The sequence below is a fragment of the Pantoea sp. X-Soil-YNGN-844 genome (genome assembly GCF_059730595.1).
Map to the genome: position 1 here is coordinate 530135 of NZ_AP036007.1, position 20663 is coordinate 550797.

The following is a 20663-nucleotide window of genomic DNA, read 5'->3' on the forward strand; positions in this document are numbered from 1 at the left end:
AACCGCCGTTAAATCATCATCGTTCTTAACGAAACCCTGACAGTTTGCCGGTAGAAACGCGCGTCGCCTTTCACCGATAATGGCCGCCGTGACGCCTGGCGTTTTTTTGCTCGCCACAGCCGGTTTTCACTGCCGCATTCCGCACGTTCCGGGATTTCTTTTTCTGCTTATCTGAAGAGTTCGACGATGACTCACCTTTCTCGCCCCGCGCGTTCCTTTGGGCTTAAATGGCTGCTCCTGTTGCTGGTTGTTGCGATTGTCGCGGGCGTTATCTGGCGTCTGCTCTCTTCGGGGCACGGGCCGGGTGAGGGAATGCCGCCGGGCAGACCGGGTGCGCCAGGCATGATGGGCGGCGGTGGAACGCTGGTTCACAGCGGCGTCGCCAGCACGGCGGATGTGCCGGTGTGGCTGAACGCGCTCGGCACGGTGATCCCCAACGCCAGCGTGACGGTGACCAGCCGCGTTGACGGTCAGCTGGAGCAGGTTTTCTTCACTGAAGGGCAGAAGGTCAGCGCCGGGCAGCTGCTGGCGCAGATCGATCCGCGCAGCTATCAGGCGACGCTGAACCAGTATCAGGCTGAACTCAGCGAAAACCAGGCGCTGCTGAAAAGTGCCGAGCTGACGCTGGCACGTTACCGCAAACTGGCGGCGCAGGATGCGCTGGCGCGTCAGGATCTGGACAGTCAGATTGCCACCGTCGGGCAGTATCGCGGTGCTGTTGCTGCCGATCAGGCGCAGATTGCCAGTGCGAAGCTGAGCATTGAATATGCCCGGATCACCGCCCCGATCAGCGGGCGCGTCGGCCTGCGTCAGGTCGATCCGGGCAACATGGTACAGAGCTCGAGCAGTACTGGTCTGGTGACCATCACTCAGATGCAGCCCGCCGCCGTCACCTTTAGCGTGCCACAAAGCGACATCCCGGCGCTGGTCAGCGTGCTGCATCAGGGGCAGAGCCTGCCCGCCACGCTGTTCGATCAGGACAACCAGCATCCGCTCGCCAGCGGCGAAGTGAAGTTCATCAGCAACCAGATTGACACCGCCACCGGCACCGTGGCGCTGAAGGCGATGTTTGCCAACCAGGATGAAGCGCTGTTTGCTAACCAGTTTGTGAATATCAGGCTGCAGACCCGGGTGCTGAAAGGCGCGACGGTGATCCCGGCGCAGGCGCTGCAGTTGAGCAGCGATGGCAGCTTCGTCTTTGTGATCAACAAAGATCACACCGTCACGCGCAAAGCGGTCACCACCGGCCCGGCGTTCGGCGACGATCAGCAGGCGATCCTCAGTGGCGTTTCGCCGGGCGATCGGCTGGTAACGGAAGGGATCGATCGTCTGACCAGCGGCAGCAAAGTCACGCTGGCGGATGAGACGCCCGCTGCCGGTGCTGTATCGAAATGAATCCGTCTCGCCTGTTTATTCTGCGTCCGGTCGCCACCATTCTGCTGATGGTCGGCGTGCTGATCGCGGGCATCTTTGCCTATAAATTTCTGTCGACCTCGGCATTGCCGCAGGTCGACTATCCGACCATTCAGGTCACCACGCTCTATCCGGGCGCCAGCCCGGATGTGATGGCGTCGTCGGTCACCTCACCGCTGGAGCGCCAGCTAGGGCAGATGGCGGGGCTGAGCCAGATGAGCTCCACCAGCGCCAGCGGCTCGTCGATCATTACCCTGAAGTTCAGCCTCGATCTGTCGCTGGATGTCGCCGAGCAGGAAGTACAGGCGGCCATTAACGCGGCAAATAACCTGCTGCCTGACGATCTGCCTAATCCGCCGACCTACAAAAAGGTTAATCCGGCGGACAGCGCGGTGGTGACGCTGGCAGCCAGCTCAGACACGCTGCCGCTGACAGAGGTGCAGGATCTGGTCAATACCCGTGTGGCGCTGAAGCTGTCGCAGATTTCCGGCGTCGGCATGGTGACGCTGGCGGGCGGTCATCAGCCCGCAATTCGGGTGCAGATGAACCCGCAGGCGCTGGCGGCGCATCATCTGACGCTGGAGGCGGTAAATACGCTGATCGGCAACAGCAACGTCAATGGCTCTAAAGGCGGCTTTGACGGCAAATATCATTCGGTCACCATCGACGCCAACGACCAGCTGCGCACCGCCGAAGAGTACGGCAACCTGATCCTCACTTACGAAAACGGCGCGGCGCTGCGCCTCAAAGATATCGCCCATATTGAACAGGGGCCGGAGAACAGCTTCCAGTCCGCATGGGCCAATAACCAGCCCGCGATTGTCATCAGCGTGCAGCGTCAGCCCGGCGCAAACGTGATTCAGGTGGTGGACAACATCAAGGCGCAGCTTCCTGCATTGCAGGCGGCGCTGCCGGACGGGGTGAAGATGACCATTCTCTCCGACCGCACCCAGACCATTCGCGCCTCAATCAGCGACGTGCAGTTTGAGCTGATGCTGTCGATTGCGCTGGTGGTGATGGTGACCTTCCTGTTCCTGCGCAACGTGGCCGCCACGCTGATCCCGAGCGTGGCGGTGCCGCTGTCGCTGGTTGGCACCTTTGGCGTGATGTATCTGGCGGGCTTCAGCCTGAATAATCTGTCGCTGATGGCGCTGACCATCGCCACCGGTTTTGTCATTGATGACGCTATTGTGGTGGTCGAGAACATCTCCCGGCGGCTGGAGCAGGGCGAGTCACCCATGGAAGCCGCGCTGAAAGGCTCACAGCAGATTGGCTTCACCATCATCTCGCTGACCTTTTCGCTGATTGCGGTGCTGATCCCGCTGCTGTTTATGGGCGATGTGGTCGGGCGGCTGTTCCGGGAGTTCGCGATTACGCTGGCGGTGGCGATCCTGGTGTCGATGGGGGTGTCGCTGACGCTGACCCCGATGCTGTGCGCGTATCTGCTGCGGCACATTCCGCCCGAGCAGCAGTCAACCTTTTCCCGCAAGGGCGGCGCGCTGTTTGACCGGCTGGTGCGCGGCTATGACCGGCTGCTGACCGTAGTGCTGAATCATCAGAAACTGACGCTGCTGGTGGCGCTGGCGACCTTCGGGCTGACGGCGCTGCTCTATCTGATGGTGCCGAAAGGCTTCTTCCCGACGCAGGATACCGGGCTGATTCAGGGCGTTACCGTCGCCTCACAGGATGTCTCGTTTAACGCGATGGCTACGCGCCAGCAGGCGCTCTCTAAACTTATCCTGAAAAACCCGGCGGTGGAGAGTGTCTCATCGACCATCGGTATCGACGGCACCAACACCAGTCTCAACAGCGGACGGTTGCAGATCAACCTTAAGCCGTTTGGATCCCGCGATCTCAGTGCCAGCGAGGTCATCAGCCAGCTGAACCAGGCGACCGCCAGCGTGCCGGGTATCCGGCTCTATCTGCAACCGGCGCAGGATCTCACCGTCAACGATCAGGTGTCGCCGAGTCAGTATCAGTTCACCCTTGACGACGCCGACAGTGAAAATCTGGTCCGCACGTCGCCGAAACTGGTGGCGGCCTTGCAGCAGCGGCCCGAGTTTAATGGCGTGGTGAGTAACCTGCAGGATCAGGGGCGTGTCTCTTACGTGGAGCTGAACCGCGACAAAGCGGCGCGCTTCGGCATTACCGCATCGGACGTGGACACTGCGCTCTATAACGCCTTTGGTCAGCGTCTGGTCTCGACCATTTTTACCCAGTCGAATCAGTATCGGGTGGTGCTGGAAGTGGCGCCGGCTTACCAGCAGGGGCCGGCGTCGTTTGATGATGTTTATCTGCAGCCGTCCACCAGCAGCAGTTCAACGTCGTCATCCACCAGCACGACGTCATCTGCCTCTTCGTCCACCTCTTCGTCCACCTCTTCATCCACATCTTCATCAACGTCGACGTCCACCTCAGGTTCGGACAGCACCACGGCCAGCAACGGGATGGTGAAACTTACCGCTATCGCGACGATTCATCAGCGCACCGGCTCGCTGATGCATATGCGGCTGAATCAGTTCCCGGCGGTGATGATCTCCTTCAACCTTAATCCAGGCTACTCGCTGGAGGATGGTCAGCGGGCAATTGCAGAGGTGCGCCAGCAGCTGCAGCTGCCGGAGAGCACCACGCTGCGCTATCAGGGGGAAACCTCGGCGTTCCAGAGCGCCACCGGCAATACACTGTGGCTGATTCTGGCGGCGCTGATCACCATGTATGTGGTGCTCGGTATCCTCTACGAAAGCTTTATCCATCCGGTCACGATTCTTTCTACGCTGCCGTCGGCGGCGGTGGGCGCGCTGCTGACGCTGCTGCTGGCGGGCACGGAGTTCAGCCTGATTGCGCTGATTGGCGTCATCCTGCTGATCGGCATCGTGAAAAAGAACGCCATTATGATGATCGACTTCGCGCTGGAGGCGGAGCACCAGCAGCACCTCAGCCCGCGTGAGGCAATTCATCAGGCCTGCCTGCTGCGCTTCCGCCCGATCCTGATGACGACGATGGCGGCGCTGCTTGGCGCGCTGCCGCTGATGCTCGCCTCCGGCTCGGGTGCCGAACTGCGGCAGCCGCTGGGGCTGGTGATTGTCGGCGGGCTGATTGTCAGTCAGGTGCTGACGCTCTTCTCTACGCCGGTCATCTATCTCTGGTTTGACGGGCTGGCGCAGCGCGGCAACGCCTGGGTGAAACGCCGTCAGCAGCAGGCGCGGAGCGGGCAATGAATCTGACCCGACTGTTTATCTTTCGTCCGGTGGCGACGCTGCTGCTGACGCTGGCGATCCTGCTGCTCGGCGCCCTGGGCTACCGGCTGCTGCCGGTGGCACCGCTGCCGCAGGTCGATTTTCCGACCATCATGGTCAGCGCCAGCCTGGCGGGGGCCAGCCCGGAAACCATGGCAGCGACGGTCGCCACCCCGCTGGAACGTTCGCTGGGGCAGATTGCAGGTATCAGTGAGATGACCTCCAGCAGTTCGCAGGGCTCCAGCAGCATCATCCTGCAGTTTGAGCTGGACCGCGATATCAACGGCGCGGCACGCGACGTGCAGGCGGCGATTAACGCGTCGCGCAGCCTGCTGCCGAGCGCGATGGCCTCGCTGCCGACCTATCGCAAAGCCAACCCGTCGGATGCGCCGATTGTGATGCTGGCGTTGACCTCTGCCACCCGCACGCCCGGCGAGCTTTACGATCTGGCGGAGAGCAAGATCGAACAGGCGATGGGGCAGGTGCAGGGCGTGGGCGAAGTGTCGCTGATGGGCAGCGCCTTACCCGCGGTGCGGATTGATCTGCAGCCGCTGAAGCTGACCCATTACGGCATCTCGCTGGAGACGGTACGTGCCGCCGTCGCCAACAGCACCACCAATCTGCCCAAGGGGATTTTACAGGGCAGTGACCAGTCTTGGCTGGTGGACAGCAACGGCCAGCTGGAAAAAGCCGCCAGCTATCGCGATCTGATCGTCACGTATCAGCAGGGCAAGGCGGTGCGGCTGCGCGACGTCGCCACCGTCTATGATTCGGTGGAAGATCGCTATCAGGCGGGATTTCTGAATGCCACGCCTGCGGTGATGATCGGCATCAAACGTCAGGCGGGCGCTAATATGCTCGAAACCATCGACGCGATAAAAGCGCAGCTGCCGCTGCTGGAAAAGAGCCTGCCCGCGGACAGCCAGCTGAAGGTGGTGGTTGACCGCTCGCCCGGCGTCCGCGCCTCGCTGTATGACACCGAAGAGACGCTGCTGATCGCGGTGCTGCTAGTCATCGCGGTGGTGTTTATTTTCCTGCGCAATCTGCAGGCGGTGATCATTCCGGCACTGGCGCTGCCGGTGTCGCTGATCGGCACCTGCGCGGTGATGTACCTGCTGGGATACAGTCTGGATAACCTGTCGCTGATGGCGCTGATTATCTCCACCGGCTTCGTGGTGGATGATGCGATTGTGGTGCTGGAGAACATCACCCGTCACATTGAGCGCGGGCTGAGCCCGCTGCGGGCGGCGCTGCGCGGGGCGCAGGAGGTGAGTTTCACCGTGCTGTCGATGACCGTGTCGCTGATCGCGGTGTTCATCCCGATCCTGCTGATGGGCAGCCTTGTCGGACGGCTGTTCCGCGAGTTTGCCGTGACGCTCACCGTATCGCTGCTGATCTCGCTGTTTGTCTCGCTCAGCCTGACGCCGATGCTCTGCGCACGCCTGCTCAAACCAAAGCCGCCCGTCAGCCAGCGGCCGCATCCGCTTTATCAGTTTATTGAAAATCAGCTGAACCGCCTGCTAGCCGCCTACGGACGCGGGCTGGCATGGGTGATGCGCCATCAGAAACTGACGCTGCTCAGTCTGCTGCTGACCGTACTGCTGAATGTTTTTCTGTTTACCGTAGTGCAGAAGGGCTTTTTCCCGAATCAGGACACCGGGCTACTGATGGGCGCGCTGCGAGCCGATCAGAACATTTCATTTCAGGCGATGAAGCCGAAAATGCTGATGTTCACGAAGATCATTCAGGAAGATCCGGCGGTCGAGAGCGTGATGTCGTCGATGGGCAGCGGGATGTTTGGCTCCCGTAACAGCGCCAACTTCTTTGTGCGGCTTAAGGACTTTGACCAGCGCGATGCCACGGCCACCGAAGTGGCCAACCGGCTGACGCGTAAAACCAGCCACATCGCCGGGGCGCAGATGTTCCTGATGGCGGCACAGGATCTGCACATTGGCGGACGCAGTGCTAACGCCACGTATCAGTACAGCCTACAGGCGGACGATCTTGATCTGCTGCGGGTCTGGACGCCGAAAGTGCAGGCGGCGCTGACGGCGATCCCTCAGCTCAACAGCGTAGACTCCGACTCGCAGACCGGCGGGCAGGAAGTGGAGCTGACCATTGATCGTGACCGTGCTACCCGGCTGGGCGTCAACGTGAAAATGCTCGATACGCTGCTGAACAATGCGTTCAGCCAGCGGCAGATCGCCACGCTCTATCACACCCTGAATCAGTATCATGTGGTGATGTCGCTGCAGGATAGCGACACCGCCAATCCGGAGACGCTGCAGCAGCTCTATGTGATTAACGACAGCGGTGACCGCGTGCCGCTCTCCGCCTTTGCCCGCTTCAGCGGCGGCAATGCGCCGCTGTCGGTGGCGCATCAGGGCCAGTCCGCCACCAGTACCGTAGCATTCAACCTCAATGAGGGCGTCTCGCTGGAGCAGGCGCAGGGTCTGATTAAACAGGCGATGGCGAAGCTGGGTCTGCCGTCGACCATTCATGCCGGTTTTGCCGGTACCGCCGCCGCCTTTTCCCAGCTGACCGCCACCATGCCGTGGCTGATTCTGGCGGCGCTGGCAGCGGTCTATATCGTGCTCGGCGTGCTCTACGAGAGCTACATCCATCCGCTGACCATTCTTTCGACGCTGCCGTCTGCGGGCGTCGGCGCGCTGTTACTGCTGCTGCTGACCAACACGCAGCTCACGGTGATCGCGCTGATTGGCATTATCCTGCTGATTGGCATCGTGAAAAAGAACGCCATCATGATGATCGATTTTGCCATCGACGCGGAACGGCGGCAGGGCATGTCGCCGCAGCAGGCGATCACCCAGGCGTGTCTGATGCGCTTCCGGCCGATCATGATGACCACGCTGGCCGCCTTTTTCGGCGCGTTGCCGCTGGCGCTGGGCAGTGGCGGGGATGCCGACCTGCGCAGCCCATTGGGGATCGCTATCGCGGGTGGACTGGCGCTCAGCCAGCTGCTGACGCTGTTTACCACACCGGTTGTTTATCTGTGGCTTGACCGTCTGGGTCGTGCCACTCAACGTCAATGGCGTCGTCTGCGCCATGCGGAATCCTGATCCATGAAACCATTTATCCCGTTTATTGTGCTGCTGCTGGCTGGCTGTAGCGTCGGTCCCGACTATCAGCGCCCGGCGGTGGCAATGCCGGTTCACTATAAAGAGGCCCGGGGCTGGCAGCAGGCGACGCCGCTGGATGCGCAAAGCAAAGGCGAATGGTGGTCGGTTTATCATGACGCCACGCTAGGCGGGCTGCTGAGCCAGGTCAGCGTGTCGAATCAGAATGTGGCGACCTATGCCGCGCAGTACCGGCAGGCGCAGGCGCTGGCGGCGGAGTCTCGCGCGGCGCTATTTCCTTCGCTGGGCTATGACGGCAGCGTGACGCGCAGCGGCAGCCATGCAACCAACAGCAGCGTTCGCACTACCAGCAGCAGCCATCAGGCGGAGCTTAGTGCCAGCTGGGAGCTGGATCTGTGGGGCAAACTGCGACGCACGCTGGAGGAGAACCGCGCCAGCGCCTCGGCCAGTGCGGCGGAACTGGCCAATATCACCCTGAGCGCCCAGTCTGAGCTGGCACAGGACTATTTTCAGCTGCGCATCATGGATCAGAAAATCGCGCGCTATCAGCAGAGCGTTGACGCCTATCAGCGCTACCTGAACGTCATTACCAGCCAGTATCAGGCGGGGACCGCGTCGCGGGCGACTCTGGCTCAGGCGCAGCTTCAACTTGAGAACGCCAGCGCCTCGGCGCAGGATTACCAGTGGCAGCGCGCGCAGATGGAGCACGCCATTGCGCTGCTGGTCGGCAAAGCCACCGCCGACTTCAGCCTGGCTGCCGCGCCGCTGACCGCCACGCTGCCCGCGATTCCGGCGGCCCTGCCGGGCGAGCTGTTGCAGCGCCGTCCCGACATCGCGTATGCCGAACGCAACATGGCCGCCGCCAATGCCGCCGTGGGTGTGGCGGTGGCCGGTTACTATCCCGACCTGACCCTGAGCGCCAGCGGTGGCGTCAGCGCTTCAGTACTGCATTCGCTGTTTTCGCTGCCGAACCGCGTCTGGTCACTGGGACCGGAGCTGAGCGGCACGCTGCTTGACGCGGGCGCGACCTCTGCCAAAGTCGATCAGGCGCGGGCTGGCTGGGATGCCAGCGTCGCAACCTATCGTCAGACGGTGCTGTCCGCGATGCAGGAAGTGGAAGATAAGCTGGTGGAGCTGAACACGCTGCAGGGCGAAATCGCCGCACAGCAGCGCGCCACCGATGCTGCACAGACCTCGGCGCGGGTGACGCGTCTGCAGTATGAGGCGGGCATGATTAACTACCTGGATGTAGCGACCACGGAGAACAGCAGCCTGAGTGCGCAGCAGAGTTTGCTGACGCTGCAGAGCACGCAGTGGGTCAGCAGCGTGGCGCTGATTGCCGCGCTCGGCGGTGGCTGGCAGGCCCCCTGAAGCCGCGTCAGACTGCCGATAATTCGGTTGTCGAACCGCGTCAAATCCTGCATCGTGAGGGGCTAATTTTCACGATGCTAAGGAACCGGCATGGCTTTCAAAATTTTACGCCTGATATTTCGCCTGTTATGGCGGGTCGAACTGCGTGGCGACGTCGCCGAACTGCATAAGCAGAAGGTCTTGATCACGCCGAACCATATGTCGTTTCTTGACGGCATGTTGCTGGCGCTCTTTTTACCGATTAAACCGGTGTTTGCCGTCTACTCGACCATCAGCGAAAGCTGGTTTATGCGTCTGATTAAACCCTTTATCGACTTTGTGCCGCTGGATCCGACCCGGCCTATGGCGCTGAAGCAGCTGGTACGGCTGATTGATACGGGCCGTCCGGTGGTGATCTTCCCGGAAGGCCGGATAACCGTGACCGGATCGCTGATGAAGATCTACAGCGGGGCCGGCTTTGTCGCCGCGCGTTCAGGCGCGAATGTGGTGCCGATGCGCATCGAAGGCGCTGAATACACGCCGTTTGGTCGTCTGGCCGGCGTATTTAAACGTCGCCTGTTCCCGCGCATTACCCTGACCATTCTGCCCGCGACCCGCATTCCGATGCCGGAGGCGAAGCGGGCGCGCGACCGGCGCGTGCTGGCCGGGGAGCATCTGCATCACGTGATGATGGAAGCGCGCATGGCGGTGCGTCCGCGTGAAACCCTGTTTGAGGCGTTTCTGGCGGCGCGCACCCGTTATGGCGCGTTTAAGCGCTGTATCGAAGATGTCAATTTCAAACCGGACAGCTACACCGGACTGCTGAAGAAGTCGCTGGGCGTGGGCCGTATTCTGGAGCGCTACAGCCAGCCGCGTGAAGTGGTAGGGCTGCTGCTGCCCAATGCCACCGTCACGGCGGCGGCGATTTTCGGCGCTACGCTGCGCGGGCGTGTTCCGGCCATGCTCAACTACAGCGCAGGCGTTAACGGCATGCGGGCTGCACTGACTGCCGCGCAGATCAAAACCGTCTTCACGTCGCGGCAGTTCCTGGACAAAGGCAACCTGTGGCATCTGCCGCAGGGGCTGGACGATGTGCAGTGGATCTATCTGGAAGATCTCAAAGATACCGTCACCGGCAAGGACAAGCTGTGGATCCTTGCGCATCTGCTGATGCCGCATCGTGCCCAGCTGCCTCAGCAGCCGGAAGACGCCGCGATGGTGCTGTTTACCTCCGGCTCGGAAGGCAATCCCAAAGGCGTCGTACACTCACATAAAAGCCTGCTGGCAAACGTCGAGCAGATCCGCACCATCGCCGACTTCACGCCGCGCGACCGTTTTATGTCGGCGCTGCCGCTGTTCCATGCGTTTGGTCTGACCGTCGGGCTGTTTACGCCGTTGATGACCGGCGCACAGGTCTTCCTCTATCCCAGCCCGCTGCACTATCGCATCGTGCCGGAACTGGTTTATGACCGTAACTGCACCGTGCTGTTTGGCACCTCAACCTTCCTGGGTAACTATGCACGCTTTGCCGCGCCCTATGATTTTGCCCGTCTCCGCTATGTGGTCGCGGGTGCGGAGAAGTTGCAGGAGAACACCCGTCAGCTCTACATCGAGAAGTATGGCATTCGCATTCTCGAAGGCTACGGCGTAACCGAGTGCGCGCCGGTCGTGGCGATTAACGTGCCGATGGCGGCGAAGACGCACACCGTGGGGCGCATTCTGCCGGGCATGGATTCACGACTGATGTCGGTGCCGGGCATCGAGCACGGCGGACGTCTGCAGCTGCGAGGGCCGAACGTGATGAAGGGCTATCTGCGGGTCGAAAATCCTGGCGTGCTGGAAGCACCGGCCGCCGACGATGGTGAAGGCAATATGGAAGCGGGCTGGTATGACACCGGCGATATCGTCAGCTTCGATGAAGGCGGCTTCTGCCAGATTCAGGGCCGAGCCAAACGCTTTGCGAAGATTGCCGGTGAGATGGTGTCGCTGGAGATCGTCGAGCAGATCGCCCTCAAAGCGTCGCCGGACAAACAGCACGCCGCTTCACTGCGCCCGGATGGTCAGCGCGGTGAGGCACTGGTGCTGTTCACCACCGACGCTGAGCTGGCCCGCGACAGGCTGCAGAAGGCGGCTCGTGAGCTGGGTGCGCCAGAGCTGGCACTGCCACGTGATATCCGTGTCATGAAGCAGCTGCCGCAGCTGGGCAGCGGTAAACCCGACTACGTCACGCTGAAAAAAATGGCGGAAGAGGAGCAGGCATGAGCCTTGATCGTAATGCGCCGCTGATGTCGCGCGGCATGATTGCCGTGATTATCGCCCAGTTCTTTTCAGCCTTCGGCGATAACGCGCTGCTGTTTGCCACGCTGGCGGTGCTGAAAAGTCAGTTCTATCCCGAGTGGAGCCAGCCGGTATTACAGATGCTGTTTGTTGCAGCCTACATTCTGCTGGCACCGTTTGTCGGGCAGGTGGCGGACAGCATGGCGAAAGGGCGGGTGATGATGCTCGCCAACAGCCTGAAGCTGCTGGGCGCGCTGGTGATCTGCTTCGGCTTTAATCCCTTCATCGGCTATACCCTGGTGGGTGCGGGCGCAGCGGCCTACTCGCCGGCCAAATATGGCATCCTCGGTGAGATCACCCACGGCGAGAAGCTGGTGAAAGCCAACGGGCTGATGGAGGCGTCGACCATCGCCGCCATTCTGCTTGGCTCGGTGGCAGGCGGTATGCTGGCTGACTGGCATATTCTGGCGGCACTTGGGATCTGTGCGCTGACCTACGGCATCGCCGTGGTCGCGAACCTGTTTATCCCGAAGCTGCAGGCGGCACGGCCGGGTCAGAGCTGGCAGTTTGGCATGATGACGCGCAGTTTCTTCAGTGCCACTGCGCTGCTGTGGCGTGACGCAGAGACGCGCTTCTCGCTGCTCGGCACCAGTCTGTTCTGGGGCGCAGGCGTGACGCTGCGTTTCCTGCTGGTGCTCTGGGTGCCGGTCGCGCTGGGCATCAGTGACAACACCACGCCAACCACGCTGAATGCCATGGTCGCGATCGGCATCGTGATTGGCGCGGCGGCGGCGGCGAAGCTGGTCACGCTGGAGACCGTGCGTCGCTGTATGCCAGCCGGTGTGCTGATTGGCGTGATGGTGGTGGTCTTCGCGCTGCAGCATTCTCTCATGAATGCCTATTTAGTGCTGATGCTGATTGGTGCGCTGGGCGGTTTCTTTGTGGTGCCGCTGAATGCGCTGCTGCAGGCGCGGGGCAAAGAGAGCGTCGGGTCAGGCAATGCGATTGCGGTTCAGAACCTGGGCGAGAACAGCGCCATGCTGATCATGCTGGGGCTCTATACGCTGGCGATTAAGGCGGGCGCACCTGCGGTGGCGACGGGCGTCGGTTTTGGCGTGCTGTTTGCGCTGGCGATTACGGTGCTGTGGCTATGGCGACCGGCTAAGCGGTAACAAATTCGCCGCCTTTCTCCGGCTTACGCGGGAAGAGGCGGCGTGAGGCTTAGCGACGGACGGCAATCGCTTCGATTTCGATCTTCACATCTTTTGGCAGACGCGCCACTTCAACACAGGAACGCGCCGGGAAGTTAGCCTCATGCTCGGTGAAAAACGCTTCATAGGTCGCGTTGACCGTAGCGAAATCATTCAGGTCCTTCACAAACACCGTGGTCTTCACGATGTCACCCACCTTCAGACCCGCGGCTTCAACAATCGCCTTCACATTTTCCAGTGACTGACGCGCCTGTGCGGCAATGTCATCCGCCACCTGGCCGGTCACCGGATCGACCGGGATCTGACCTGAGGTGATGATCATGCTGCCCAGATCGACACCCTGAACATAGGGACCGATCGCGGCAGGGGCTTTTTCCGTACTGATTTCACGAGACATCATGGCTCCTTTGATTATGTCGTCAGGCGGCGGTGCCGCCGGTGTTGCCCATTATAAGGTCGGGCAGGGCGATTACCAGTGACCCAGCACCACATGACGGGCGAACTCTTTCTCGCAATATTTGCATTTGAGATGCACATCGTCGGCGCGCTGCTTCACGGCAAAGCTGGAGAAGACCGGCTCGCTGCGGCTGATGCAGTTGCTATTGGGACAGGTCAGCACCCGCTCGATGCGATCCGGCAGCGTCGGGGCGATCTTCGCCACCACTTCGTAGTCGTCGATGCGGTTAACCGTGGCGTGCGGCGCATAGACCGCCAGCTGATTTACCTGATCGTCGGTGAGAAAGGTGTTCTCAATTTTGATCAGATCTTTGCGGCCCATCTCGCCTGACGGCAGATTCAGACCGATGGTAATGCGCTGATCGGTTTCGGTCAGCCGGAACAGGGAGAGCAGTTTAAAGCCGATCTGCGCCGGAATATGGTCGATGACTGTGCCGCGCTTGATCGCTTCGACCTGCAATTTGTTGTCCTGCGTCATGGGGGTTCTCCTTACAGGGCGAGTTCGCTGTTTAAAACCAGTGCCAGCAGAGCCTGGCGCGCATAGATGCCGTTACCCGCCTGCTGGAAATACCAGGCATACGGGGTTTTATCGACATCGGTGGTGATCTCGTCGATGCGCGGCAGCGGGTGCAGCACCTTCATGTTGTCGCGCGCTGTGCTGAGGTCGGCAGCGCGCAGAATGAACTGTGCTTTGACGTTGGCATATTCGGACGGGTCGAGCCGCTCTTTCTGCACCCGGGTCATATAGAGGATATCGAGCTGCGGCATCACCTCTTCAAAACTGTCGTGCCGTGACCAGGCGATGTTCTTCTCATCCAGCATGTCGGTGATATAGGCCGGCATCGCCAGCGCATCGGGTGCGATGAAAAAGAAACGGTTGCCATCAAATTTCGCCAGCGCCTGCGTCAGGGAGTGCACGGTGCGGCCATACTTCAGGTCGCCGACCATCGCCACATTCAGCTGATTAAGACGGCTCTGCGTCTCCTGAATGGTGAAGAGATCGAGCAGCGTCTGGGTCGGATGCTGGTTTGCGCCGTCACCGGCGTTGAGAATCGGGATTCCGCCGGAGAACTCGGTCGCCAGCCGCGCCGCGCCCTCCTGCGGATGACGCATCACGATCGCATCAACGTAGGTGCCGATGACGGAAATGGTGTCGGCCAGGGTTTCGCCTTTCTTGCCCAGCGAAGTATTACTGCCGTCCGCAAAGCCCACTGCGGACGCGCCCAGGCGATGGATCGCAGTTTCAAACGACAGGCGGGTACGGGTTGAGGCCTCAAAGAAGCAGCTGGCGATCACCTTGTGCTTCAGCAGTTCCGGCTGCGGATGAGCTTTCAACTTTGCGGCGGTGTCCAGTGCCAGTTCCAGCTCTTCACGACTGAGGTCGTTGATTGAAATAATGTGCTTGCGATATAGCGGGTTAGGCATAGCTCTCTCCTCTGCGCGGCCGGATTGCGGACAAAAAAAAGCCCCTGCTTAAGGGGCTTTTTTATGATCGGGTCGATGACCGAAAGAAACAGCAGCGCCGCCTGCGGTCAGGCGTGATTGAGCGTCAAATTGTCCGCTGTACTGTCGCATATTTCCTCCGGCAAATTGGGCCGCATTATACCCGTTCGCGGTAGGGCGGCAAGAGGAAAACGTTTGCGCCTCGGTAGCAGCTAAGCGCGCATGGGAGGTCAGACGGGTGACGCGCTCTTCACCAGCGGACGTGACTTAGCGTCCTCAGCCCGTCTGAACCCCGCCGGTCAGCGCTGGCCCAGCGTGGCGACCATCACCGCTTTGATGGTGTGCATCCGGTTCTCGGCCTGGTCGAACACAATGCTGTGCGGCGACTCAAACACCTCGTTGCTTACTTCCATGCCGTTGGGCAGATCGTACTGCTCTGCCATCTGCTGGCCCAGTGTGGTCTGGTCGTCGTGGAAGGCGGGCAGGCAGTGCAGGAATTTCACCTGCGGGTTGCCGGTCAGATCGAGCATCGCGCGGTTAACCTGATAGTCACGCAGCAGGGCAATACGCTCGGCCCAGACTTCTTTGGCTTCGCCCATCGACACCCAGACGTCGGTGTAGATAAAGTCAGCGCCTTTTACGCCATCAGTAATATCTTCGGTAAGGGTAATTTTGCCACCGGTCTGCTGCGCAGCGTCGCGGCACTGCGCCACCAGTTCGTCCTCTGGCCAGCAGCTCTTCGGTGCCACCAGACGCAGATCCAGGCCGACCTGAGCGGCGGCTTCCAGCATGGTGTTACCCATGTTGTTGCGTGCATCACCCACATAGACCAGCGTCATCTCGCTGAGTTTTTTGCCCGGCAGATGCTCCTGCATGGTCAGCAGGTCAGCCAGCAACTGGGTTGGGTGAAACTCGGTGGTCAGACCGTTCCACACCGGCACACCTGCGTGTTCTGCCAGCGTCTCCACCAGCTCCTGACCGTAACCGCGATACTGAATGCCATCGTACATGCGGCCCAGCACCCGCGCGGTGTCGCGCATCGACTCTTTATGGCCGATCTGACTGCCACTCGGGCCCAGATAGGTGACATTCGCACCCTGATCGTAAGCGGCAACTTCGAAAGAGCATCGGGTACGGGTCGAGTCTTTTTCGAAGATGAGCGCGATGTTTTTGCCTTTCAGATACTGCACTTCGCTGGCGCTTTTTTTTGCCTGTTTCAACTCAGCGGACAGGGAAAGCAGGTGATCAATTTCGGCGGGGGTAAAATCCAGAAGCCTGAGGAAATGGCGCTGATACAGTTGACTCATACAACACTCCGGTAATCATTAAAATGAATTAAAATTCAATTTAACCGTATGAATATTCATTTTCAAGTCTGGAGCTAATAAACTTTTCGTTTTGTGTAGTGGCGCGACAGGCAGTGTGGGAAAATAATTGATTATTGCCGAACTCAGAGAGGACATTGTCATGGCATATGAAGCATTACTGGAAGAGCAGCAGGAAGAGACGCGGCAGATTATCGAAGAGCTGCTGGAGGATGGCAGCGATCCTGATGCGCTCTATACCATCGAGCATCATCTCTCATGCAATAATTTTGATTCACTGGAAAAAGCCGCGGTTGATGCATTCAAGCTGGGTTATGAAGTGACCGAGCCGGAAGAGCTGGAGCTGGAAGATGGCACCACCGTGATGTGCGTCGACATCATCAGCGAATCTGCACTGAAGCCTGAACTGATTGATGTGCAGGTTGAGCAGCTGGTGAACCTGATTGGTAAGTACAACGTCGACTACGACGGCTGGGGCACCTATTTCGAAGATCCTGATGCCGAAGATGAAGACGAAGATGACGACGCCATCGAAGATGAAGATGATGATGGTATTCGCCACTAAGTAGCCGGGGCGGAGAGTTCTCCGCCTGTCACTTCTGCCACCCCTTTTGACATCATGAATTACGCACCCTTACTCGAACCGATTTATCAGTTTCTGCACTGCCGTACGCCACAGGCCTGGATTGATGAGGCGCGGAAGCCGGAAAACCTGACCCTGCTGTTAACCGACCATCTGGTGTGCGAGCTGAAAGCCGCCCAGACAGCGGTGTGGCTGATCCGCAAATATGTCGCTGACAAACCCAGCGGCGATGCCATTCTGGCGTGGCTCAAGCCCTATGAAGATTTTATCTTCCGCGAAGATGGCGACAGCGACTTTATCAACGCCCATAAAAATCTGACGAAACGCATCATCGTGCGCAATGCGCTGCCGTGGGCGGATGAGCTGGTGGAGAAGATGGTGCTGCTGATTAAAGAGGAGCTGCATCACTTCTATCAGGTGTGGGAAATTATGCAGTCGCGCGGGCTGGTCTATCAGAAGATTACTTCCAGCCGCTATGCCAAATCGCTGCTGCGCGAAGTGACCACCCATGAGCCGGAAACGCTGGTGGATAAGCTGATTTGTGGCGCTTACATTGAGGCGCGATCCTGCGAGCGTTTCGCCAGTCTGGCACCGTATATTGATGATGAACTGGCGAAGTTCTATATTTCGCTGCTGCGCTCCGAGGCGCGGCACTATCAGGACTATTTAACCCTGGCGACGCAAATCGCCGGTAAAGATATCGCGCCGCGGGTGCAGGCGATAGGGATAACAGAAGGGCGGTTAATCAGCGAACCGGACAACGAACTACGCTTTCACAGCGGCGTTCCCGCCTTCTGATCCGGCTGCACGGGCAGCCCCGTCTGTCACAGTAGTTTCAGCATCCGCACTTCGCAGTCGACATGGCCTGTGCAGCCCATCGCGCTGTCGATATGCTCAAAGCCCAGCGACTCATAAAGTTTAATCGCCCGCGTCAGGCTGGCGGTGGTTTCCAGATAGCAGCGACGGAAGCCGTGGCTGCGCGCATATTCTAACGCCCGCAGCGCCAGTTCTCGCGCCAGACCCTGACCTCGCACCGCAGGCAGAAAGTACATCTTTTGCAGTTCGCAGATATCGGGCGCGCTGCAGGCGAGAGGCGCCACGCCTCCGCCACCCACGACCTTGCCCTGATACTCCACAATCCAGTAGGCGCTCTGCCCGGCACTGTAGAGCTCAAACAGCTGGTCGAGCTGGGGATCGGAAACGGTATAGCCTTTGTCAGCCGTCAGGCCGAACTCCGCAGAAACATCACGGATCACCTGGGCAATATGCGGATTATCGGCGGCCGTAATTGGCCGCACCTGGAGGTCAAAACGCGGGATGGTACTGGTCGTCATCATCTCTTCCGGATTTGTACGAGGTCAATAAAAAAGCCGGGCAAGCCCGGCTTTATGAATAAGCTGTCAGCTAAGACGCTTACAATGCCGCAATGACCGCCTGCTGTTCAATCAGTTTTGCTTTTGATTGTTGCAGGTCTGCCACACGTTCGCGCTCTTTTGCAACGACGGCTTCCGGCGCACGTGACACAAAGCCTTCGTTCGCCAGCTTGGTCTCAATCTTCTCGATTTCCACATCCAGCTTAACCAGCTCTTTCGCCAGACGCTCCAGCTCGGCGGTCTTATCCACCAGATCCGCCATCGGGATCAGCAGCTCTGCGCCTTCAACCAGTTTGGTCACCGACACCGGGCCTTTCTCGCCTGCAGGCAGAATGGTCAGGCTTTCCAGACGCGCCAGGCGCGACAGGAAGTTACGGTTCTCTTCAACGCGGCGCTGGGCAGCCGGTGAGCAGTCACGCAGCAACACATCCAGCGGCTTACTCGGCGCGATGTTCATCTCGGCACGGATATTACGCACGGCAACGATCGCCTGCTTCATCCACTCGATATCGGCTTTCGCTTCCGCATCTTCTTTCGCCGCATCGTACTGCGGGAAAGGCTGCAGCATAATGGTGTCGTCGCTGATATTTTTCAGCCCCTTCACGCGCTGCCAGATGGTTTCAGTGATAAACGGAATAATCGGGTGCGCCAGACGCAGCAGCGCTTCCAGCACGTGAACCAGCGTATGACGGGTGCCGCGCAGCTCCGCTTCGCTGCCACTGTTCATCACCGGCTTGGTCAGCTCCAGATACCAGTCACAGAACTGGTTCCAGGTGAAGTCATACAGAATGTTCGCCGCGATATCGAAACGGTAGCTGTCCAGGGCTTCACGGTAGGCTTTCACCGTATGGTTGAACTCGGTCAAAATCCAGCGATCCGCCAGCGACAGCATCATGTCGCCGCCGTTCTGTCCGCAATCCTGCTCTTCGGTGTTCATCAGCACAAAGCGGCTGGCGTTCCACAGCTTGTTACAGAAGTTGCGATACCCTTCCAGGCGCTTCATATCCCAGTTGATGTCGCGACCGGTGGAGGCCAGTGCCGCCAGCGTAAAGCGCAGCGCATCGGTGCCTGATGGCTCGATGCCGTCCGGGAATTGCTTCTCGGTACGTTTGCGGATCTTCTCCGCGAGCTGTGGCTGCATCATGTTGCCGGTGCGTTTCTCCAGCAGCGCTTCCAGCGAAATGCCGTCGACCATATCCAGCGGGTCAATCACATTGCCCTTGGATTTTGACATCTTCTGACCTTCTTCATCGCGGATCAGACCGGTCATGTAGACGGTTTTGAACGGCACCTGCGGTTTGCCATTTTCATCTTTGATGAAGTGCATGGTCAGCATGATCATGCGGGCAATCCAGAAGAAGATGATGTCGAAGCCGCTGACCAGCACGCTGGTTGGATGGAAGGTGCGCAGCGCTTCGGTGTTTTCCGGCCAGCCCAGGGTGGAGAAGGTCCACAGACCGGAGGAGAACCAGGTATCCAGCACGTCATCATCCTGACGCAGCGCCACATCGGCGGCCAGGTTGTTCTCGGCGCGGACTTCATCTTCGGTACGGCCAACGTAGACGTTACCGTTGTTGTCATACCACGCCGGGATGCGGTGACCCCACCAGAGCTGACGGGAAATACACCAGTCCTGAATATCACGCATCCAGGAGAAGTACATGTTTTCATACTGCTTCGGCACGAACTGGATGTCGCCATTCTCAACGGCTTCAACGGCGACTTTTGCCAGCGGCGCGGTGCGTACATACCACTGGTCAGTCAGCATCGGCTCGATCACCACGCCACCACGATCGCCGTAAGGGACGGTCAGATCGTGCGGCTTGATCTCTTCAAGCAGGCCCAGCTCATCGACAGCGGCAACAATCGCTTTACGCGCGGCAAAGCGCTCCATGTTCTGGAAAGCGGCCGGGATCTCATCGGAACAGGCATCGCTGGCTTCGCCGTTGGTGTCATACACTTGAGCGCGGTCGCGGATATCACCGTCGAAGGTGAGGATGTTGATCATTGGCAGCTTGTGACGACGACCGACTTCGTAGTCGTTGAAGTCATGCGCCGGGGTGATCTTGACGCAGCCGGTGCCTTTTTCCATGTCGGCGTGTTCGTCGCCCACAATAGGAATCAGACGACCAACCAGCGGCAGCATCACGAATTTGCCAATCAGATCTTTGTAACGTGGATCTTCCGGGTTAACGGCCACGCCGGTATCGCCCAGCAGGGTTTCCGGACGGGTGGTGGCAACGACCAGGTAATCTTTACCGTCGGCGGTTTTTGCGCCATCAGCCAGCGGATAGCGGATATGCCACATCGAGCCTTTGCTCTCGCGGTTTTCCACTTCCAGATCGGAGATCGCGGTGCGCAGCTTAGGATCCCAGTTCACCAGGCGTTTGCCACGGTAGATCAGGTTCTCTTTGTAGAGGCGAACAAACACCTCTTTCACGGCGTTGGAAAGGCCGTCGTCCATGGTGAAGCGCTCGCGCTCCCAGTCGACGGAGTTACCCAGGCGGCGCATCTGACGGGTAATAGTGCCGCCGGACTCCGCTTTCCACTGCCAGATTTTCTCGATGAACGCATCGCGGCCATAGTCCTGACGCGTTTTGCCCTCTTCAGCCGCAATTTTGCGCTCAACCACCATCTGCGTAGCGATGCCCGCGTGGTCAGTACCCGCCTGCCACAGGGTATTTTTCCCCTGCATGCGCTGGTAACGGATCATGGTGTCCATGATGGTTTGCTGGAAGGCGTGACCCATGTGCAAGCTACCGGTGACGTTCGGCGGCGGGATCATGATGCAAAAGCTTTCCTGGCTGGTATCGCCATTCGGTTTGAAGTAGCCCTGCTTTTCCCAATGCTCGTAAAGCGGCTGCTCGATATCTTGCGGGTTATATGTCTTTTCCATTT

The 20663-nt window shown here is 59.5% G+C and carries 14 protein-coding genes; 8 read left to right on the plus strand and 6 right to left on the minus strand.

All coding sequences use genetic code 11. From position 1 onward, the window contains the following. Positions 1 to 186: 186 nt before the first annotated feature. From AC6I8C_RS02355 to lplT, 6 genes are all read left to right on the plus strand, one after another. Positions 187 to 1395, plus strand: a complete 1209-nt coding sequence (locus AC6I8C_RS02355) for an efflux RND transporter periplasmic adaptor subunit (protein WP_497821494.1) — start codon at positions 187 to 189, stop codon at positions 1393 to 1395. Then, positions 1392 to 4631: an efflux RND transporter permease subunit gene (locus AC6I8C_RS02360; protein WP_497821495.1), complete on the plus strand. Its 3240-nt coding sequence runs from the start codon at positions 1392 to 1394 to the stop codon at positions 4629 to 4631. Before AC6I8C_RS02355 ends, AC6I8C_RS02360 begins: the two co-directional genes overlap by 4 nt. Beyond that, positions 4628 to 7729 carry an efflux RND transporter permease subunit gene (locus AC6I8C_RS02365; RefSeq protein WP_497821496.1) on the plus strand — a complete coding sequence of 1034 codons (3102 nt, stop codon included), beginning with the start codon at positions 4628 to 4630 and terminating at the stop codon, positions 7727 to 7729. The genes AC6I8C_RS02360 and AC6I8C_RS02365 overlap by 4 nt, the downstream gene beginning before the upstream one ends. A gap of 3 nt (positions 7730 to 7732) precedes the next feature. Then, positions 7733 to 9118 (plus strand): efflux transporter outer membrane subunit, encoded by a 1386-nt coding sequence (locus tag AC6I8C_RS02370; RefSeq protein ID WP_497821497.1) that lies wholly within the window; start codon positions 7733 to 7735, stop codon positions 9116 to 9118. A gap of 90 nt (positions 9119 to 9208) precedes the next feature. Continuing rightward, entirely contained in the window at positions 9209 to 11359 is a 2151-nt protein-coding gene (gene aas / locus AC6I8C_RS02375) for a bifunctional acyl-ACP--phospholipid O-acyltransferase/long-chain-fatty-acid--ACP ligase (RefSeq protein WP_497821498.1), read from the plus strand. Continuing rightward, positions 11356 to 12546 (plus strand): lysophospholipid transporter LplT, encoded by a 1191-nt coding sequence (lplT, locus tag AC6I8C_RS02380; protein ID WP_497821499.1) that lies wholly within the window; start codon positions 11356 to 11358, stop codon positions 12544 to 12546. Before aas ends, lplT begins: the two co-directional genes overlap by 4 nt. Positions 12547 to 12595: 49 nt before the next feature. Here the strand turns inward: lplT and ridA are convergent, their stop codons facing one another. The 4 genes from ridA to argF form a co-directional block, all read right to left on the minus strand. Next, positions 12596 to 12982 (minus strand): 2-iminobutanoate/2-iminopropanoate deaminase, encoded by a 387-nt coding sequence (gene ridA, locus AC6I8C_RS02385; RefSeq protein WP_497821500.1) that lies wholly within the window; start codon positions 12980 to 12982, stop codon positions 12596 to 12598. A 72-nt stretch (positions 12983 to 13054) separates the two neighbouring features. Next, positions 13055 to 13519, minus strand: coding sequence for an aspartate carbamoyltransferase regulatory subunit (gene pyrI / locus AC6I8C_RS02390; protein ID WP_497821501.1), 465 nt, complete (start codon positions 13517 to 13519; stop codon positions 13055 to 13057). 11 nt (positions 13520 to 13530) lie between these two features. Then, the gene (pyrB, locus tag AC6I8C_RS02395) at positions 13531 to 14466 is read right to left on the minus strand and encodes an aspartate carbamoyltransferase (protein WP_061061474.1); all 936 of its coding nucleotides are present in this window, start codon (positions 14464 to 14466) and stop codon (positions 13531 to 13533) included. Between the two features lie 317 nt (positions 14467 to 14783). After that, positions 14784 to 15791 carry an ornithine carbamoyltransferase gene (gene argF / locus AC6I8C_RS02400; protein ID WP_497821502.1) on the minus strand — a complete coding sequence of 336 codons (1008 nt, stop codon included), beginning with the start codon at positions 15789 to 15791 and terminating at the stop codon, positions 14784 to 14786. 160 nt (positions 15792 to 15951) lie between these two features. Here argF and rraB point away from each other — a divergent pair, with 160 nt between their 5' ends. Both rraB and miaE read left to right on the plus strand, forming a co-directional pair. Next, the gene (gene rraB, locus AC6I8C_RS02405; RefSeq protein WP_013359940.1) at positions 15952 to 16374 is read left to right on the plus strand and encodes a ribonuclease E inhibitor RraB; all 423 of its coding nucleotides are present in this window, start codon (positions 15952 to 15954) and stop codon (positions 16372 to 16374) included. Between the two features lie 54 nt (positions 16375 to 16428). After that, entirely contained in the window at positions 16429 to 17190 is a 762-nt protein-coding gene (gene miaE / locus AC6I8C_RS02410; RefSeq protein ID WP_497821503.1) for a tRNA isopentenyl-2-thiomethyl-A-37 hydroxylase MiaE, read from the plus strand. 26 nt (positions 17191 to 17216) lie between these two features. Here the strand turns inward: miaE and AC6I8C_RS02415 are convergent, their stop codons facing one another. Both AC6I8C_RS02415 and AC6I8C_RS02420 read right to left on the minus strand, forming a co-directional pair. After that, complete coding sequence (locus AC6I8C_RS02415; protein WP_497821504.1) at positions 17217 to 17729, minus strand: GNAT family N-acetyltransferase; 513 nt, start codon at positions 17727 to 17729, stop codon at positions 17217 to 17219. A 76-nt stretch (positions 17730 to 17805) separates the two neighbouring features. Continuing rightward, positions 17806 to 20661, minus strand: a complete 2856-nt coding sequence (locus AC6I8C_RS02420) for a valine--tRNA ligase (protein WP_497821505.1) — start codon at positions 20659 to 20661, stop codon at positions 17806 to 17808. Positions 20662 to 20663 lie beyond the last annotated feature (2 nt).

Bases quoted from the DNA above. Each gene is read 5' to 3' on its own strand.
- AC6I8C_RS02355 (WP_497821494.1), top strand. From the start codon at position 187: ATGACTCACCTTTCTCGCCCCGCGCGTTCCTTTGGGCTTAAATGGCTG.
- AC6I8C_RS02360 (WP_497821495.1), top strand. From the start codon at position 1,392: ATGAATCCGTCTCGCCTGTTTATTCTGCGTCCGGTCGCCACCATTCTG.
- AC6I8C_RS02365 (WP_497821496.1), top strand. From the start codon at position 4,628: ATGAATCTGACCCGACTGTTTATCTTTCGTCCGGTGGCGACGCTGCTG.
- AC6I8C_RS02370 (WP_497821497.1), top strand. From the start codon at position 7,733: ATGAAACCATTTATCCCGTTTATTGTGCTGCTGCTGGCTGGCTGTAGC.
- aas (WP_497821498.1), top strand. From the start codon at position 9,209: ATGGCTTTCAAAATTTTACGCCTGATATTTCGCCTGTTATGGCGGGTC.
- lplT (WP_497821499.1), top strand. From the start codon at position 11,356: ATGAGCCTTGATCGTAATGCGCCGCTGATGTCGCGCGGCATGATTGCC.
- ridA (WP_497821500.1), bottom strand. From the start codon at position 12,982: ATGTCTCGTGAAATCAGTACGGAAAAAGCCCCTGCCGCGATCGGTCCC.
- pyrI (WP_497821501.1), bottom strand. From the start codon at position 13,519: ATGACGCAGGACAACAAATTGCAGGTCGAAGCGATCAAGCGCGGCACA.
- pyrB (WP_061061474.1), bottom strand. From the start codon at position 14,466: ATGCCTAACCCGCTATATCGCAAGCACATTATTTCAATCAACGACCTC.
- argF (WP_497821502.1), bottom strand. From the start codon at position 15,791: ATGAGTCAACTGTATCAGCGCCATTTCCTCAGGCTTCTGGATTTTACC.
- rraB (WP_013359940.1), top strand. From the start codon at position 15,952: ATGGCATATGAAGCATTACTGGAAGAGCAGCAGGAAGAGACGCGGCAG.
- miaE (WP_497821503.1), top strand. From the start codon at position 16,429: ATGAATTACGCACCCTTACTCGAACCGATTTATCAGTTTCTGCACTGC.
- AC6I8C_RS02415 (WP_497821504.1), bottom strand. From the start codon at position 17,729: ATGATGACGACCAGTACCATCCCGCGTTTTGACCTCCAGGTGCGGCCA.
- AC6I8C_RS02420 (WP_497821505.1), bottom strand. From the start codon at position 20,661: ATGGAAAAGACATATAACCCGCAAGATATCGAGCAGCCGCTTTACGAG.